General features: G+C 44.7%; 12 protein-coding genes. All 12 read right to left on the minus strand.

Features of this window, described 5'->3' with window-relative positions:
• Window positions 1-3: 3 nt before the first annotated feature.
• On the minus strand, window positions 4-720 hold the full coding sequence (locus ACHUFZ_RS00565; RefSeq protein WP_394125833.1) for an ABC transporter substrate-binding protein: 717 nt from the start codon (window positions 718-720) through the stop codon (window positions 4-6).
• On the minus strand, window positions 717-1,724 hold the full coding sequence (locus ACHUFZ_RS00570; RefSeq protein ID WP_394125418.1) for an ABC transporter substrate-binding protein: 1,008 nt from the start codon (window positions 1,722-1,724) through the stop codon (window positions 717-719). The genes ACHUFZ_RS00565 and ACHUFZ_RS00570 overlap by 4 nt, the downstream gene beginning before the upstream one ends.
• Entirely contained in the window at window positions 1,721-4,267 is a 2,547-nt protein-coding gene (locus ACHUFZ_RS00575; protein ID WP_394125419.1) for an MFS transporter, read from the minus strand. The genes ACHUFZ_RS00570 and ACHUFZ_RS00575 overlap by 4 nt, the downstream gene beginning before the upstream one ends.
• A gap of 25 nt (window positions 4,268-4,292) precedes the next feature.
• Window positions 4,293-6,905, minus strand: a complete 2,613-nt coding sequence (gene tssH / locus ACHUFZ_RS00580) for a type VI secretion system ATPase TssH (protein ID WP_394125420.1) — start codon at window positions 6,903-6,905, stop codon at window positions 4,293-4,295.
• A gap of 52 nt (window positions 6,906-6,957) precedes the next feature.
• Window positions 6,958-7,887: a type VI secretion system baseplate subunit TssG gene (locus ACHUFZ_RS00585; protein ID WP_394125421.1), complete on the minus strand. Its 930-nt coding sequence runs from the start codon at window positions 7,885-7,887 to the stop codon at window positions 6,958-6,960.
• Between the two features lie 17 nt (window positions 7,888-7,904).
• Window positions 7,905-9,656: a type VI secretion system baseplate subunit TssF gene (tssF, locus tag ACHUFZ_RS00590; RefSeq protein ID WP_394125422.1), complete on the minus strand. Its 1,752-nt coding sequence runs from the start codon at window positions 9,654-9,656 to the stop codon at window positions 7,905-7,907.
• Window positions 9,649-10,074, minus strand: a complete 426-nt coding sequence (tssE, locus tag ACHUFZ_RS00595) for a type VI secretion system baseplate subunit TssE (protein ID WP_394125423.1) — start codon at window positions 10,072-10,074, stop codon at window positions 9,649-9,651. Before tssE ends, tssF begins: the two co-directional genes overlap by 8 nt.
• Window positions 10,074-11,462: a type VI secretion system contractile sheath domain-containing protein gene (locus tag ACHUFZ_RS00600; protein ID WP_394125424.1), complete on the minus strand. Its 1,389-nt coding sequence runs from the start codon at window positions 11,460-11,462 to the stop codon at window positions 10,074-10,076. Before ACHUFZ_RS00600 ends, tssE begins: the two co-directional genes overlap by 1 nt.
• Window positions 11,463-11,524: 62 nt before the next feature.
• Window positions 11,525-13,009, minus strand: a complete 1,485-nt coding sequence (gene tssC, locus ACHUFZ_RS00605) for a type VI secretion system contractile sheath large subunit (protein WP_004413922.1) — start codon at window positions 13,007-13,009, stop codon at window positions 11,525-11,527.
• Complete coding sequence (gene tssB, locus ACHUFZ_RS00610; RefSeq protein WP_053441626.1) at window positions 13,009-13,512, minus strand: type VI secretion system contractile sheath small subunit; 504 nt, start codon at window positions 13,510-13,512, stop codon at window positions 13,009-13,011. Before tssB ends, tssC begins: the two co-directional genes overlap by 1 nt.
• 19 nt (window positions 13,513-13,531) lie before the next feature.
• Window positions 13,532-14,053 carry an Hcp family type VI secretion system effector gene (locus ACHUFZ_RS00615; RefSeq protein ID WP_004413924.1) on the minus strand — a complete coding sequence of 174 codons (522 nt, stop codon included), beginning with the start codon at window positions 14,051-14,053 and terminating at the stop codon, window positions 13,532-13,534.
• A 28-nt stretch (window positions 14,054-14,081) separates the two neighbouring features.
• Window positions 14,082-15,521 (minus strand): type VI secretion system protein TssA, encoded by a 1,440-nt coding sequence (locus ACHUFZ_RS00620; protein WP_394125425.1) that lies wholly within the window; start codon window positions 15,519-15,521, stop codon window positions 14,082-14,084.
• Between the last annotated feature and the right edge of the window lie 114 nt (window positions 15,522-15,635).

Genomic DNA, 15,635 nt, shown 5'->3' on the forward strand with positions numbered 1-15,635 from the left:
TAGTTACCTCTCACATTTTGAAACCGCTGCATTAAATGCAGGTAAGAAACCAGAATACTTATTTAGGAAACGATTTGAAAAATAGACACCCATAGGTTTAGTTTCATGGGTTTTAGACTGAAAATAATCGCTCGGTAGGTCAGCTTCATCTAACTCTCCTTGAAACACGAGTTTATCCTCAAGTACGATATCAATTTCCCTTTGTTTTAAAAGCTTTAGTAATACTTTAGCATCTCGTGGCTGTTTGACTACATTGTAGCCATTACGTTTTAGCCAAAACCACTTATTCGACCCAAACTTGGCAGAGAACTTAAGGTTTAACTTTGACAACTCATTGATTTTAGGCTCAACCCCAGGGCCGAAATACCACATAAGCTCTTGTTGTGCGATTGGGGCCGATAGGGTAGCGTAGTCATCACGTTCAGCCGTTTGTGTCGCAACAAAAAAGGCATGCTGAGAGCCACTATGGACACGTAATTGCGCGTCAGACCAAGTCGTCATTGTCAGTTGGTAAGGTTGCCCCATTTTTCCTAGCGCACATTTGACACGGTCTAGGGCAATACCTTGCATTTGTCCGTGTTTATACTCTTGATACGGAGGCCAGTCTTGAGTCGTTAATAACAGACGAGAAGGGCCAAAAGTAGGTTGAGCAAAAGCATCAGCACTGAATTTCAGGCTGAATAACATAATCATTAGGCAGAAAGTAAAACTCGGAATCATTCTTGCCATTCATTCCCTCCAATAAGCTCGGAAATTTTTAGAATAGAAACAGGAGGATAGTAATCCAATGTACGAGCTGCACCGATATTTACAATATAGGAGTACTGGCTCAAGGGCTCTATGGCGACCTCTTGTGGAGCGCGTTTTTGGGTCAAAATTTGCTCTGCTTTGTGTCCGGCAAATTCGCCGACGTTATAGTATCGGCTAACAATACCAAATAAAGCGTTATGTTTGCGAATCGGAGACTCAGTTGCGGAGAATGTAGCGATGCCATGTTTATGCAAACTATCGACGATGCCTTTACCTTGACTGATGATGTAAGAGTCGGGCGGCAGATAAGCAAGCTGAACTTTATCTTCAAGCATGGTATCAATAACTGATGAAAGTGAGCTTAAGTCTGGCTTACTGTCTTTTGTGCGAAGAGGGTATAGGTAGACGTCCATACCAAACTTCGCCGAAAGCATTTGAATCTTGCGCGCGGTAATCACTGCGTTGTTTTCTAACGGATTGAAAACGATACCCATAGTGTCGACATTGGGCAGTTTCTGAATCGCATTAAATTGCACCTGATGAGGGACGATATGGCTTACACCAGTAAAGTTGCGTGTTGACTCCGTTGTACTTGAGACAATCTTTGAACCGACAGGATCGGTAACAATGCTAAATACAACTGGCGTGTCACTGTTGGTGCGGAACTTACTCGGTTTGTTTTCAGTACCTAGCAGCGTCAATGTGGTAGTGGTGCCAAAGGTGTAGATCAAATCTGCGTTGTACTGCTCGATATTCTCAACGTATTGAGACAACGTCGCTTTGTCGCGTTTTGCATCAAGTAGAGTGTATTTGACATCGACTTTACTAGACAAGTACTCCATAAATCCACGCTCAGCATCAGTCACACCACGCCAAAGTAGCATGACGACTTGCTTAGGCTCGCTTTGTGACGCGTGAACGCTGCTGGTCAGCGGCAGTAGTAATACGAGAAAAATCCAGACTAATCTTTTCATTTTGCTACCTCCAAATGTGCCCGATCGCGCTTAGTAAATAGAGCGTAGAAAATGACCAACATTGCAGAGCTGATAAACAGCGTTACCCCAAACAATACGATCGTATCTTGGTAGCCAAACAGGCTTAAACTTAAACCTGCTAGCATAGGGCCGGTAATATTGCCGATGCGCTCGGTTAGGCGGAAGATACCAATGGTTTTCCCTTTATCGAGTCCTTCATGAGCAAGTAACTCCATCACTAGAGGAATTTGAGGGGAAACGCTGATGCCGTGCGCCACACCAATCATGATGACGATAAGCAACAAACCGAGTGTGCCCGGTAGCATCATGATGTTTATCAATGCGAGTGCGGATAACAGCCCGCCAATAACGATGAAGCGAATTTTATTATTCCAGCGATCAACAAGGAAAGCACTTAACGGCGAAATGATGATAATCGCTAAGCCATAGCTCATCATCACTCGACCTGACACCGCGCTGCTCTCACCAAGAGACTGGAGATAAACCGGACATAAGTAATATAAGAAGCCGGTTAAAACGACTTTCGATGGAATCGCACTACAAAAAGTAATTAACGCGAAATACTTGTTACTTAGCAGGACTTTAAAATCGTTAAGGCTAACGGGTTTGCTTTCCGAGTTAGAACTGCCGTGGCTAAAGAAGTTGACCACAAACAACACGCTCGCTAAAGCAAGTACCGCTGCAAGCAAGAAGGTCACGTTGTAGCCAAGTTTGTCAGCGACAATCCCGCCAATGGCAGCACCACATAAAGAGCCCGCAAAGAATGCTGACAAGAAGGTCGACATACCTTTGGTGCGGTTTTTGGTTGTAGTGGTATCTGTGATATAGCCCTGCGCTGAAATAAAGACGATACCGTAGCCAACTGCAGTATAAGCCCTCACTAATAGCAGCAACTCTAATGTGTGACAAAAAGCGGTAAGTGCTAGGCCTGAACTCGTGACTAAGCCGCCGACAATGAGAGACTTCCTGCGACCTACTTTGTCTGACCAATAGCCCGCAAAAGGTAGTGAAATCGCCCAGCAGAACATAAACAGTGAGATCGGCAGACTGGTCACTAAGCTCTCTGGAATCCACGACTGAGAGTGGGAAAGGCTCGCTACAAAGTTTGGGAAAAAGGCTAATGACGCGGCTTCTGCAAAAACCAACATAAACAGTGGCAGTCGAATAAAGCGATAGTCTTGCGAGCTACGGACGGTTAGCTTGTCATTAGGTAGTTTACGCTGCGTGATGATGTTGAGCGAGTCAATAATGTTACCCAATTCATCTTTGGTTGATACCTGCGCTACCCATTCAGCCTGGCCTTGCTTAGCGTTTCTAAGTAGCTGCTTTATTTGGTGCCAAGGTTTAATGATCATGAAATTACACGCAAAGAGGATAATTTCAATCACGATTAATGCCGAGGCAATGAGGACAGTGATCATATCCATCAGGCTCTCTTCCAGTAGCTGAGGGATAATATTGGTATCTGTTGTCATCATCAGTTCGATGCCGACAGAATCATCAATCGGCAATTGTGATGCCATCATCGATTGGCTAACGACGATCTGTTTCGGGTATTGATACAGATCGGTACCCGATTGTTGTAACTGAATGGATAGTAGTTCCGGGTGCTGGGTAATGTACGAAGAAAATTCGTCTTCTAAGCCATATAAGCGATCCAGTGGGACACCTTGTTTCAGAAGTCGTTGAATCATGCTTGATAAGGTGTCGCCGATGACGTGCGATTTCTGTTCAAGCTGAGTTTGATAAGTGGCAGAGAACTTATCTAGCGCCTGATACGAGCTGCCAATGTTCGAAGTAAAGGTCAGTAAGATCGCAAGAAAAATAATCATTAGCGGAAAGTAGTTATCACGCAGTTGTTGCCACTTACTTTTACCATTTGAACTGAAAAATGTTTTGTACGCGTTCTCGATGCGTTGTTCATCATTGACGTTTTGCTCATTAAGCACATTACGTGTTGCGTGTATTTTTTTGAGTAGAAAGTCTAAGCCGAGATTCAGCGCAAAATAGCCAATACACGAGGTAACGAGCACCCAAAGCAACGTGTCCATTACTTGCTGTGTTAATAACTTAGTTTTAATGTCGTCTAAATAAATGGTTGAATAATAAAGGTTTAATTGTCCTTCTTTTTGTCCGAATGTATTGGAAATGTCGGCACTGATCATACGTTCAGATGCAATGTTTTTCCCGGCAGAGTAGTGAGCAATGCCATTCTTATCCAATACCTCAATTTTACTGATCCCGTCTACTAACGCGAGGCGACGCTCTAACAAAGATTGAATGTTTGAAATAGCGGATAGCGGTAAACCCAAGCTCATGGCTTGTTTAATATCGTTGTCTGTTTCGCTAAGGACAACTTGATATGTGGAGTCACTCGTTTGAGTTAACCGCTTTTCAAAGTTGAGATAATTTAACGTTGTGTTTAGGCCATTGGAAAAGAGCAACACAGCAATAATTGCTAGCACAAGCTTTACTCGTAACGAGAAAAACGATTGTGATTTACTGTTGTGGTGCTTATCCATGACGACTTTTCCTTTGGCCATATGATTAGTTAATAGTTAGCTCAAAGCCTGACGCATTGCTTGCTGAGACCACTGAAACTTGAGTAATAGGCTGCTGCTGGCTTAAGCGAGTGATACATTCTTCGGCTAATTTTGGCATTAAGGAGCGGTTGATGATCTGTTCAACTGCGCGGCCGCCTGTCGTTGGGTCAGTATTTTTACCTACCACAAAGTCGATAAAGCCTTCATCCCAAGTAAAGCTAGCTTGGTACTGTTCTGCTAGTTTTTTCTTGATACGGTTGAGAGAAATTTCAGTAATCTTCGCTAACTCTTCGTCGTTGAGTGGGTAGTAAGGCACAATCGTGGTACGTCCCAAGAATGCTGGTTTGAAGTAATGCTGAAGATCAGGGCGAATACTCTCTAGCAGCTGTTCGTTACTCATTCGCTCATCTTGCTGTTCGCAGGCGTCACAGATTGCTTGGTCAGCCGCATTAGAGGTCATGATGATAATGGTATTTTTGAAGTCCACGGTTCGGCCTTCACTGTCTTTAATATGACCCTTATCAAAAATCTGATAGAACAAGTCGTGAACGCCTGGGTGGGCCTTTTCCATTTCATCAAGCAATAATACTGAATATGGGTTACGTCGAATCGCTTCTGTTAATACACCACCTTCACCAAAACCAACATAGCCGGCAGGCGAGCCTAGTAACATAGAGATTTTGTGCTCTTCTTTGAACTCAGTCATGTTGATGATAGTCATATCGTTGCTACCACCGTATAACTGCTCCGCAAGCGCCATAGCGGTTTCAGTTTTACCTACACCACTTGGGCCACACATTAGAAATACACCGATCGGTTTGCGGCTATCGGTAAGACCAGCACGTGAAATACGAATCGCTTTGGCGAGCTCTTGTTTGGCAACGTTTTGACCAATAACACGCTTATCAAGTTCTTCTTCCAGTGAGAGTAGTCGAGCGATCTCATCACTCATCATATTGCCGACAGGAATTCCGGTCCAATTGGCAATCACTTGGGCGATAGTATTGTCGTCAACCATTGCATTCACTAAAGGCTGCTCACCTTGGAGTGTTGCTAATTCATCAAGCGTGTCATTAAGCTGTTTCTGTTTAGTCAGATCAGGGGCGTCACTGTCGTCAGCTTGGCTGATTTCTTCTTGTAGCGCTTTGATTTTATCAACCAGTTCGACTTCTTGTTCCCAACGAGTATTTAAAGCGGCTAACTCTGCTTCGTTGGCTTTGATTGTCTCTGTGAGTTCAGCGATTTCTTCTTCAGCGATACCAAATAGCGCGTTCTCTTTTTCGAGCGCGATTTTTTCATTGTTCTGGTAACGAATAGTTTGCTCTAGCGACTCAATCACTTCAGGTTTTGCGCCCTGAGTAAGCGCAATTCGCGCACTTGCAGTATCAAGCAAGCTAATCGCTTTATCTGGCAGCTGACGACTTGGAAGGTAGCGGATTGACAAATGTACCGCAGCGTCAATCGCTGATTCCGCGATAAATGCGCCATGGTGTTTTTGTAAAGAGACTGCCACGCCACGCAGCATTTGTTTCGCGTCTTCTGCGTTTGGCTCTTCAATTGAAACCACTTGGAATCGACGAGTCAGTGCAGGGTCTTTTTCAAAGTACTTCTTATATTCCGCCCATGTAGTCGCAGCGATGGTTTTGAATTCACCGCGAGCTAGCGCAGGTTTAAGCAAGTTAGCTGCATCGTTTTGACCAGCAGCGCCGCCAGCACCAATTAGGGTGTGTGCTTCATCAATAAAGACAATGATAGGGACTTCGCTGTTTTTGACTTCATTGATGACATCTTTAAGGCGGTTTTCAAATTCACCTTTAACACTGGCGCCAGCTTGAAGAAGACCTAAATCTAACGAGTGGATTTGAACCCCTTGAAGTGCGCCGGGTACTTCATCTGCCGCGATACGAAGCGCAAGACCTTCGACAACAGCGGTTTTACCAACACCGGGTTCACCAACCATAATGGGGTTGTTCTGGCGTTTACGGCAAAGGATATCGATCGCTTTTCTCACTTCAGCGTTACGGCCGGAAATTGGGTCGATATTGCCATCGATCGCTTGTTGAGTGAGATTGACCGTGTACTTACTTAATGCATCATTTCCGCTTGGTTGACCATTGGCAACAGCTTCAGCGGACGTGGACGTTTTCGAGCGAGCAACGGCCGTTTTGTTAATCAGCCCCTGCAGGGATTCTAGAGAAACAGACTGCAAGCTATCGAGTTGAAGGGTATTCACACCTAGTACGTTTTGCTGCAGTAAAGCTTGAACTAAGTGGAGGCTGATGATTTCTCCGTGACCATAGTTGACTGACGCAAGCATCCAAGCATCTTTCACTAATTCGGTTAAACCATGGCTAAGTGTTGGCTGGCCTTCATTACCTTTAGGTAGCCGAGCTATTTTGCTAGAAAGCTCATTCACAAGGTTCTCTTGCGATAAGTTCTGCGATTGAATCAGGCTATTTAAGTTCGCATCTTGTTGAGAGATAAGTTGTAGTAGCCAGTGCTCGACTTCAATTGAAGCAACACCTTGGTTCATGGCGGCACCTGCAGACACTTCTAAAGCTTGTTTAAGCTCTGAAGATAGCTTGGCGACTAAATTAGTTAAGGTTACTTGTGTCATACATTTATCCTTGTATTTCGATTGTTCAGAGCATTACAGCCACTGAACGCTCCTATTTGAGCAAAATACGAATCCTTTGCTGAGGTTTTCGTTCTGGTGCGAGGCAATCTACCTCACCGAGTTTTGCAGCTTGATTCATATTTGAGGACAGCTTAGGGCGAGCGAGGTAGGCTCGTTTTACCTCGAGATAAATCGAAACTGGTGTGTTGTCTTTTAAGTAATGTTGGATCAACGTTTTCATACAATCTGCCAGCATGGTATCGTTTTGAATATCCAATAACTCCTGCTCATTGGCTGGTCTGATTGATACGATCAAATGAGTAAAATGGGTTAGGCAGGTTTGCCCAATCAAGAACCCTTGGCCGATTTTGCTGTTGTATGCTTGGTTCGTCCCTAAGCGAGTGAGGGAGTCGCTTGGCAACTTTCTGCGCTCAAAGTGTTTGCTTGTTACATCAATTTCATACGGAAAGTAATTATTGAGAATTTGTTTGAGGCTACTCAGGCTACGACTATTCTGGTTGAGTAATAGTGAGTATTGAAACAGGTGAGCGTGCTCTTCCTCTAGCGCAGCAATGTGATGCAACAACTGTGTTTTATCTGCGTCGAGTTCATTTTGAACCAATAACCACTGTCTGCTCTCTAGTTGTGCAACAAGCTCAAAGTAGCGTTGATTAAAAACGTCGAGAAAGTCTTTTAATGCATGGTCATCATCATGCAGTGCCAGCAATAACTCTTCATAAATGTAATAGGGAATGACGCCCTTTACGCCAGACAGCGCTTGCTTCGCTAGCCGGAATTTAGCCTTATTGTTCTTTAACGAGAAGTATTGGATCTCGCTTGCGTCACCGGTTGGCATCGCTTCAGCTTTAAGTACGAGCTGAACTCTAGTTTCTGAACTTTCGATAAAGTGAGACAACATACGCATTGCTTGAGCAAAGTCGTATTGTTGAGGGTTTTGGCTAAGGTCTTTAATTATGTTCATGCTAACTCCTATGCCACTTAAAGCGCGTATTGGCTTCCATGGTATTTAGGGTAGCGTTTTACGAAACCGTCTCGTCCATAGACGCGAATAGAGAGCTGGATATATCGATCGAAGCTGCAGTACTGCTGGAAGAAGCGATTTAATACGTCACTAAAGGCTAAGAAGCCGCTCTGTGTATCGAGTGTGATTTCAATTTCAGTGCCGGGGCAAAAGACGTTTTTGCCTAATATGCGCAGTGCTGAAACTTGAGAACGCAATGTCACATCGCGGATCGTTTGGATTTCGTCCGCGGGGAGCTGGCTGCGACTGCATAAGCGTAGCATTTGCTTTAAGGCTTCAGCAGGCTGTTCATTGTGCAATAAAGAGGAAAAGTTAGCGTTGAGCAATGCAACAAACTGCCAGTGTAAATGAGGATCTTGTTCTCTCGCTATCGGTGCTGAAGGTGGATATATGGCGTAGAACTCTCCGGGTAAGTTGATGCTTTCTAAACATTCGAAACTGCCTTGAACGGAGCAGGCCACCTTCCCATTAGTACATAGTAACCGTGTGCCATATAGTCGGTTAAATTCCAGCTCTTGCTGGTTGTTTAAACTAATCGCCAGGCGGAACTCATTGTTGCTGTCGCGAGTACATTGCCAGTGGTCTGCTCGTTTGTTAGAGCGGTAGCTATCTTTGAAGAGTGGTACTAAAGGCTTTTCACCCATAGAGGTGATTTCAAACACTTCTTTGACTTCGACGATTTCGATATCGTCATCACTATGTGCGTCCGCATTAACAGGAACGCTTAAGCTACGTTGGTCGTAGTTAGTCGGTTCACCAGTTTTATCGAATAAGTTAATGGCTGGAACAATGTTTAGTTTAAATACGTGTCGGTCGAACAGTCGGATAAACTCTGTTGGCAAGCTATGCATGAACAGGTTGAGTACAATCTCTGACTGATCAAATGTTGCTAATGCTTTTTTGAATTCTTTGATGCGGAAGAACTGACGTTTTTCTTTAAAGAAGAAAAACTCGCTCACTAACTGGTAGCCGGAAAACTGATTGCCTTTTTGTGGCAGAAAACGAAAGTCTTCATCACTGACACGACTTGATAAGTTTGCTGTATCCAGTACGACGTGATGTTCGCAACTAACATCAGACACAGAGATTGCTTGAGTCTCTGCCAGCAACAACTCGACAAGCGAATCGGCGTTATTTTCGAAGCCTTGAACAAACAGGTCGAGATTATCGCAATCTAAGGAACTGAAGTGAGTGTCCGGATCCTGAGTTGAGAGCTTAATTTGAATCACGCCAGTGGTTAGTTCGGTACCACGAGGACGATTGAATTTAAAAGGCGCGCTCGAGGCGTAAGTATCAATAATTGAAAACGGTTTAGTCTGAAGGTCATCGACGGTTGTAAATACGCAGTCTTTACCTTGCGCTGTTGCATTAAACTGAGAGCCTTTTGGCAGCAATGTTGATTCAGCAAGATCCGCGTCTTCGCCAAGCTCTAAGTAAGCAACGCTTGGTATTGTTTGAATATAGCTAGGGTAGAGCACACCTAACAGCCCCTCGATAACTTCAGGGAGTTGGTCGAAGAGCTTTTTCTCTACAGAGGCGTTGAGTAACGCGACGCCATCAAGTAATCGTGCAAGGCTTGGATCTTCAATTTTCCCTTGGTGTATTTTTAGGCGCTCGGCATGCCCGGTATGCTGCTGGCCAAATTGTCCTAGGGCACGACGTACTAATGTCAGTTCTTGTTCGTAATAGCGCAATAACGGATCACTCATAACTGTCCTCCGTCATTATGGTTTTTAAATTGTTCAGGGATATTTTTGAGTCAAAGATCAGATCTTTCTGCCCTTGTTCTGTTTTCGCTTTTGCCACAATGCTGAACGCAATCGCATTTTCATTTTCTTTACGTTCGCCTAGCTCTACTAATACCTTGGTCAGTCTTGGCTCGAAGTGGGTGATGTAACGTTCTAAACGAAGCGCGAGCTGAGTTTGGTCTAGGCTGGCGCTCAGCAATTGAACATCTTCAATGCCAAAACGAAAGTTAGAACGTTGAAGCTCAGTGAAGCGGTCATCGATATCGACAAGAGACGCTTCTGATTCGAGAAGGCGAGTTAAATGATACTTGATATCCTCAATGTCAGCGTTTGACGTTGAGGAGTCTGTCGGTTGAATAAATGCCTGCCAAAAGCTCATTACGCTACCTCATCAAACTCTGTGGTCAGGACAACCTCACCAGAGAAGTGATCGTATTGGTATTGAGGGACCATTCGTAATGTGCAAGAAAAACTGCCCGCACTGTGCGGTGACTCGGCAATAGAAACCTTAGCGAAACTCAGTGGGTACTTGGACAGTGTCTCTTCATTTGCAAAAGAGACATTGCTGGAAAACTTTTCGATCCAATGCGTCAGGAACAGCTCACATTCCGCTGCGGTATTGAAGCTACCGATCATTTCACGCACTTGTACTTTCAAGTAATGGGCAATACGGCAAGACATTAAACTGGTTTGAATCTGGGTCAGAACTTTCTCGTTATCTGTCCCGCCGCTCAACCAAATAGAGTTATTGCCGTTAAAATAGAACTTTTCGCTCAAGACACTTTTTGTCAGCGGAATAAAGCCATTTTGCGCATAGAAGGTCGATATTTGGCCAAATAAAACTACGTCGGTTTCTGGTCGATTTAGAAACTGGCTGGTATGAAGGTCAATATTCGCCAAAGCACCTTGTGATTTATCATTCCAGCGTGATTTTAGAAAACCAAACCAATTCACACGGTGGTATTCACGCATAATGGTTGCAACAAACGCAAACGTCGCGTTTCCCCATAGACCTTGACCAGACTCGTTATAGATAAAGCCAACTTTTTCATTTTCGTATCGGCTACGCATACGAATTGACGGCATGACTAAACCAAGAAACTTTGAGGAAGTTTTATTTCTTAATGCTTGCCAAGGTTGATAGTCTTCGCCGTGAAGGATTTTGTTGATTCGCTTAGTATCGGACAGCCAATCAGCCGTCGATTGGACAAAAAAATCATCAGATGGAGAGAACAGCATCGGACAGAGGGTCATTTCACCTAACTTGCTGAGAAGTTCTAAAGTGAAGAGGTCGTCATAGTCGGCGTCGAAATCCATATCTAAAGAGATCTTGTGAGTGAACATCATGCAGCCAAAAGGTTGTCCCCCAAGGGTATTCAGTTCTCGGTTGCCAATCTTGTTGAATAGATCAGTTGCCTTGATCGTATAGGCTTGATTTACATCGCTAGAAACTTCTTCCCACGACATATCGAGCAGCTTAAGTTTAGTCCTTTGCTTGCTCACCGGCAGCTTTGCTAGGCCTTCTAAACCTAACCAACTTGAATGGAGATTTTGAAAGTCATCATGGTGGATGATTTGATCCATCTGCTGCGAGATTTTTTTATCGAGTTCGACTATAAGGTGAGAAACACTACTGATGAGCTGCCCTTTGCTTGATAACGCATCAGGCATCACATCAGACAACATAGAGAGAGACTCTAATAAAAAGTCGCTCTCTGTGCTGTCTAATAAGGTAAAGTCGAGCTGCCATTTAGAATCAAGATTCATATCCAACATCGTCCTTGAAAAATAATGGGAAAAGAAGGCCGGACGAGCCGGCCTATCAATGATTAACCTGGGATTTTGGCAACCATACGAACTGACGTGGTCAGCTCTTCAAGTTGTAGCCAAGGACGCAGGTGAGCGACGGCTGAATATGCGCCCGGACGACCTGGTTGTTCTACAACTTCAATGCGAGATTCCGCAAGCGGTGTCTTCGCGCGCTGCTCGTTACCAATAGCACCAGCGTTGGTGTATTGATCGATCCACAGCTGAAGTTCACGCTGGATATCTGGCGCTTCAAGGTTCGAACCTAACTTGTCACGACCCATCACTTTTAGGTAGTGGGCGATACGGCCACTTGCCATGATGTACGGTAGGCGAGCTGATATTGCAGCATTCGCTGTTGCGTCTGGGTCTGTGTAAGTCTTAGGTTGCTGCGTTGTTTGTCCACCGATAAACACGCCGTAGTTACTGTTTTTATAGTGAACAAGCGGTAGGAAGCCTAAGTCGCTGAGCTCTTTTTCGCGCTCATCCGTTAGGTTAACTTCTGTTGGGCATTGTTGAACTAGGTCACCAGCTTCAGTCTTGTAGGTAAGGTTAGGTAGGTTTTCTACTTTACCGCCGTTATCTAGACCACGAATCGAAGTACACCAACCAGATGCAGTGTAAGCTTGAGTCATTTTCAGACCCAAATCGTAGGCAGCATTTGACCAAACAAGCTCGTCATTACTTGCTGGATTTGGATTACCATCCATATCCGTACCAAGCTCTTCATAGTCGAATAAGCTTGTGCCTAGGCCTTTAGCGCCGTACGGCAAACGAGCCATAGTACGAGGAAGCGTTAAGGTTACGTAACGAGCATCGTCACTTTGACGGAATGAGTTCCACGCGGCGTACGCTGGTGAGTCAAAGCCTGCCGCGACTGGCTTACCTTCGTCGAAGGTTGTAAAATCATTGAATTCGAACATTTGCGCATTGGCAGCAGCAACGAACGGTGCGTGACACGCTGCAGCAACTTCACCCATGTAGCGAAGTAGGGCAACGTCTTCATCTTTTGCACTAAATTCATAGTCACCAATGAATGTACCGTATGGTTCACCACCCGCAGTACCAAATTCACCTTGGTATACAGCGTTGAAAAGTGGGCTGCGGTCAATAGCAGGTGCATCTTCAAACTGCTCTAACAGCTCTTCTTGGCTGTAGTCGACCATTTTGATTTTAAGGTCGCGACCAAGTTCGCTTTCTTTTACCAGTTTCTGTAGACCACGCCATGACCCTTCCAGTTTTTGGAAGTCTTTTTGCTGCATAACCTGAGAAAGCTGACTAGAAAGCTTCTTGTCGATCTCAGAGATCGCATTTTCAATAGTCTTAGTTAGGTTCTTGTCCCACGTTACCGTACCGGAAAGAGCTTGCTCGGCTAGAACAGAGAAAAGCTCTTTAGTCGTATCTGCAGGTGTTTGCGTTGTTGCTTCAATGGCTCGATCAAGGAAGCTCAGAGCACCTTCGGCAGCGCCAGCTTCCGCTTGGGTTTGGTTTTCAGCTTCTGTGCTCATTATTCATCTCCCTCTTTTTTAATGCCGAGTTCATCAGATAGCGCGTTGATGGTATCTGCACTTTGCAGAACTTCTTTTAATAGCTTTTCTAGGTCGCGAGAGCGGTCGGCCTTAGAAAGTAGAACTTTTAGCTGATTACGGGTTTCTACTAGCTTTTTAAGAGGCTCTACCTGTTCAACGATCGCTTCAGGTTCGAAGTCTTTCATCGAATTGAACGTCAGGTTCGCTTCAAATTGGCTATCGTCGTCAGCTAGAACATTGTCGACTTTCATGCTTAGCTCAGGGCCAACACGCTTCATAACGTTGTCAAAGTTATCTTTGTCTACGTTATAGAAAGTGCGTTCCTCGACATCTTCTTTGTCTTGCTTATGACCCGAGTAGTCACCAATTACCCCAACAACAAATGGGAGTTCTTTGGTTTCTACAGCGCCATTGGTTTCCACATCGTAAGTGATACTTACGCGGTTTTTACTTACGCGTTTGTGTTGGGAATTCAGTGCCACAATGGATCTCCTTATTTAATTAAGATGCTGTAGACGTTACTTTCGCCGTAGTTGCATCGAAGCCCACTTCTGGACCTTTCTCAATCTTGCCGCCTTCACCTTCGATGTAGTACGCCTTAGAAATTTCAGTGTACGTAAGGCTAAATGATTCGTTTGGTAGCGTACCGTCTGAAGCTGCCATGTTGTAGCTAGACATACGAGCTGCTTTCAGAGTAAGAATTAGGTAAGGATCGGCACCAGAACCTTCACGGTTAGGTTTCGTCATAACGATTTCTACCGTTTTACCTTCGCCGCCTGGAGCGTATAGGAAAGTCGTCAGGTGAGGTGTTGCACCGTCACAACCACGAGTAACGTTTACTTCACCCAGCGCAACCATACCTTGGTCAGCGTTATTAGCATTACCAACGTCGATACCAACGCCACGCACAGCATTCCAAGTGATAGTATCAATAGCAAAAAAGCCATCTTTACCACCAATCTTCTCTACTGTAGCTGCACCCTTAGGTTTCGTGCCGTCGATTCTCATGAAAATAGAAGCCATTTTATTCTCCTTTGCTATCTAGCATTATTTACCACTCAAAGTCGCTAAGACTGTCTGGCGACTTAGAGATGGTTTCTTCAGTTTTTATAGGTTGAGTTGGTACACTCTCTTCTGTAGGAAGGGTAACGGAAGAAGGTGACGTTTGAGCGACATCTGCATGATTAATCACAGGGCTGCTCATGTTTACAGCCGGAGATAAAACTTCTCCTTTATCAGCAAGGTCAACTTTGTCTAAGTTATCCATGCCCGTTAATTGGTTTATATGCTCCATTACGTTGCTGTTTCCTCCCGTCATTTCTTGTAGGAGCTCGGGTAGGCTCATGTAGCCCCAGCGAATGGCTCGTTCAAGTAAGAAGGAAATTGGGCTATGCGGCTCGGTCGCTTTGAAATACTCAGCGATTTTTCTGAGCTCTTGGAAAGCTTGATCGCGTGAAGCAAGGTTACCCACGCTGGAAAAAGTAGGAGCATTGCTCACTAAAGTTTGGTTTGGAGATGGAGACGCATGGTTTGACGTGACAGTGTTTACTTGCGTAGCGGCTTCGACAGATTGTGTAACGTTAGTCGCTGTAGTTGCGTCCACTGGAGCTTCGCTGACGTTAGCCTCAGGCGTCACTTCTATGTGTACTTCTTCAACAGTTTCCTCTTTGCGCGGCAGGTATTCATCGTCAAGAGGCCAGTTAGCAAACTTCTCTTCAGTTAAGAATCGAATAGCGTTGATAGAGTTTGCAATATTGGCTTTTACAAAGCGAAAACTAGTTGGTGTAACACCAATTGCCTGACACTCTTTCGCGATCGCTGCTTCTGCTTGTGAAAAGTGTTGATAGCTTTGCGAGAGAAGCATTACTGTCTCTTCAACTTCAGGTGAGAATTGGCTCTGGGCTTTCTCTTTAAGTGTTGCTAGCTCACCGGAACGCTCTGCCCGTAAATAATCACCATAGGTTACTTCATCAACAAGGCTGATAAGTTGCAGGGGCATGAAAAGAGCAGTGGAGTCGTTACTCTCACCGACGAGCTGGAGCAGAGGCTTAATTCTGAATTCAGCTAATTCTCTAGCGATACCCTGTTCGTCACTACTCTTGAGTTTATTTTCAGGTAGGGTCGGATGAAGCGTAGACCAGTAGCGCTCAACGAGCTCGCTTAGTACTTTGGTTGAATCAGCGAGCGCTTGATAAGGTTTCGCAGTGAATAACTGACTGGCGATATACCAACCTAAAAGCTCAATGTCTTTTGTCGACTTTGTTAAAGCATCAAATGTATCTTGTCTTAACTGAGCCCAATTGGAATCGTTGGCGTCTAGCAGTACTTCATCACTGGATGCATCAGGTGTTTCAATGAGCTGGCGGAATGAAGATTGCGCCGTGTTGTAGCTATTACGGAGAGAACGGTACGCCGATCGATCGAGTTTCAGGTAGGTTCCTGTTTCTGCCTCATCTGAAATTGGCGCCAATAAACTTTCGATATCTACCATACGACTTCCGTTGCCTGAGTGTGAATGCTTGGTTAATGCAAGTGGTTGTTTAATTGTTAGATTAGGAGTTTTCCTGCATAGATATAGTCTAGGGTTATTTTATAAAAAGGCTCG

This window comes from Vibrio hepatarius (assembly GCF_043642085.1).
GTDB classification, from domain to species: domain Bacteria; phylum Pseudomonadota; class Gammaproteobacteria; order Enterobacterales; family Vibrionaceae; genus Vibrio; species Vibrio hepatarius_C.

What these genes read in the sequence shown, in the direction of transcription:
- ACHUFZ_RS00565 (WP_394125833.1), bottom strand. Translation starts at nt 720, where the DNA reads ATGATTCCGAGTTTTACTTTCTGCCTAATGATTATGTTATTCAGCCTG.
- ACHUFZ_RS00570 (WP_394125418.1), bottom strand. Translation starts at nt 1,724, where the DNA reads ATGAAAAGATTAGTCTGGATTTTTCTCGTATTACTACTGCCGCTGACC.
- ACHUFZ_RS00575 (WP_394125419.1), bottom strand. Translation starts at nt 4,267, where the DNA reads ATGGATAAGCACCACAACAGTAAATCACAATCGTTTTTCTCGTTACGA.
- tssH (WP_394125420.1), bottom strand. Translation starts at nt 6,905, where the DNA reads ATGACACAAGTAACCTTAACTAATTTAGTCGCCAAGCTATCTTCAGAG.
- ACHUFZ_RS00585 (WP_394125421.1), bottom strand. Translation starts at nt 7,887, where the DNA reads ATGAACATAATTAAAGACCTTAGCCAAAACCCTCAACAATACGACTTT.
- tssF (WP_394125422.1), bottom strand. Translation starts at nt 9,656, where the DNA reads ATGAGTGATCCGTTATTGCGCTATTACGAACAAGAACTGACATTAGTA.
- tssE (WP_394125423.1), bottom strand. Translation starts at nt 10,074, where the DNA reads ATGAGCTTTTGGCAGGCATTTATTCAACCGACAGACTCCTCAACGTCA.
- ACHUFZ_RS00600 (WP_394125424.1), bottom strand. Translation starts at nt 11,462, where the DNA reads ATGAATCTTGATTCTAAATGGCAGCTCGACTTTACCTTATTAGACAGC.
- tssC (WP_004413922.1), bottom strand. Translation starts at nt 13,009, where the DNA reads ATGAGCACAGAAGCTGAAAACCAAACCCAAGCGGAAGCTGGCGCTGCC.
- ACHUFZ_RS00615 (WP_004413924.1), bottom strand. Translation starts at nt 14,053, where the DNA reads ATGGCTTCTATTTTCATGAGAATCGACGGCACGAAACCTAAGGGTGCA.
- ACHUFZ_RS00620 (WP_394125425.1), bottom strand. Translation starts at nt 15,521, where the DNA reads ATGGTAGATATCGAAAGTTTATTGGCGCCAATTTCAGATGAGGCAGAA.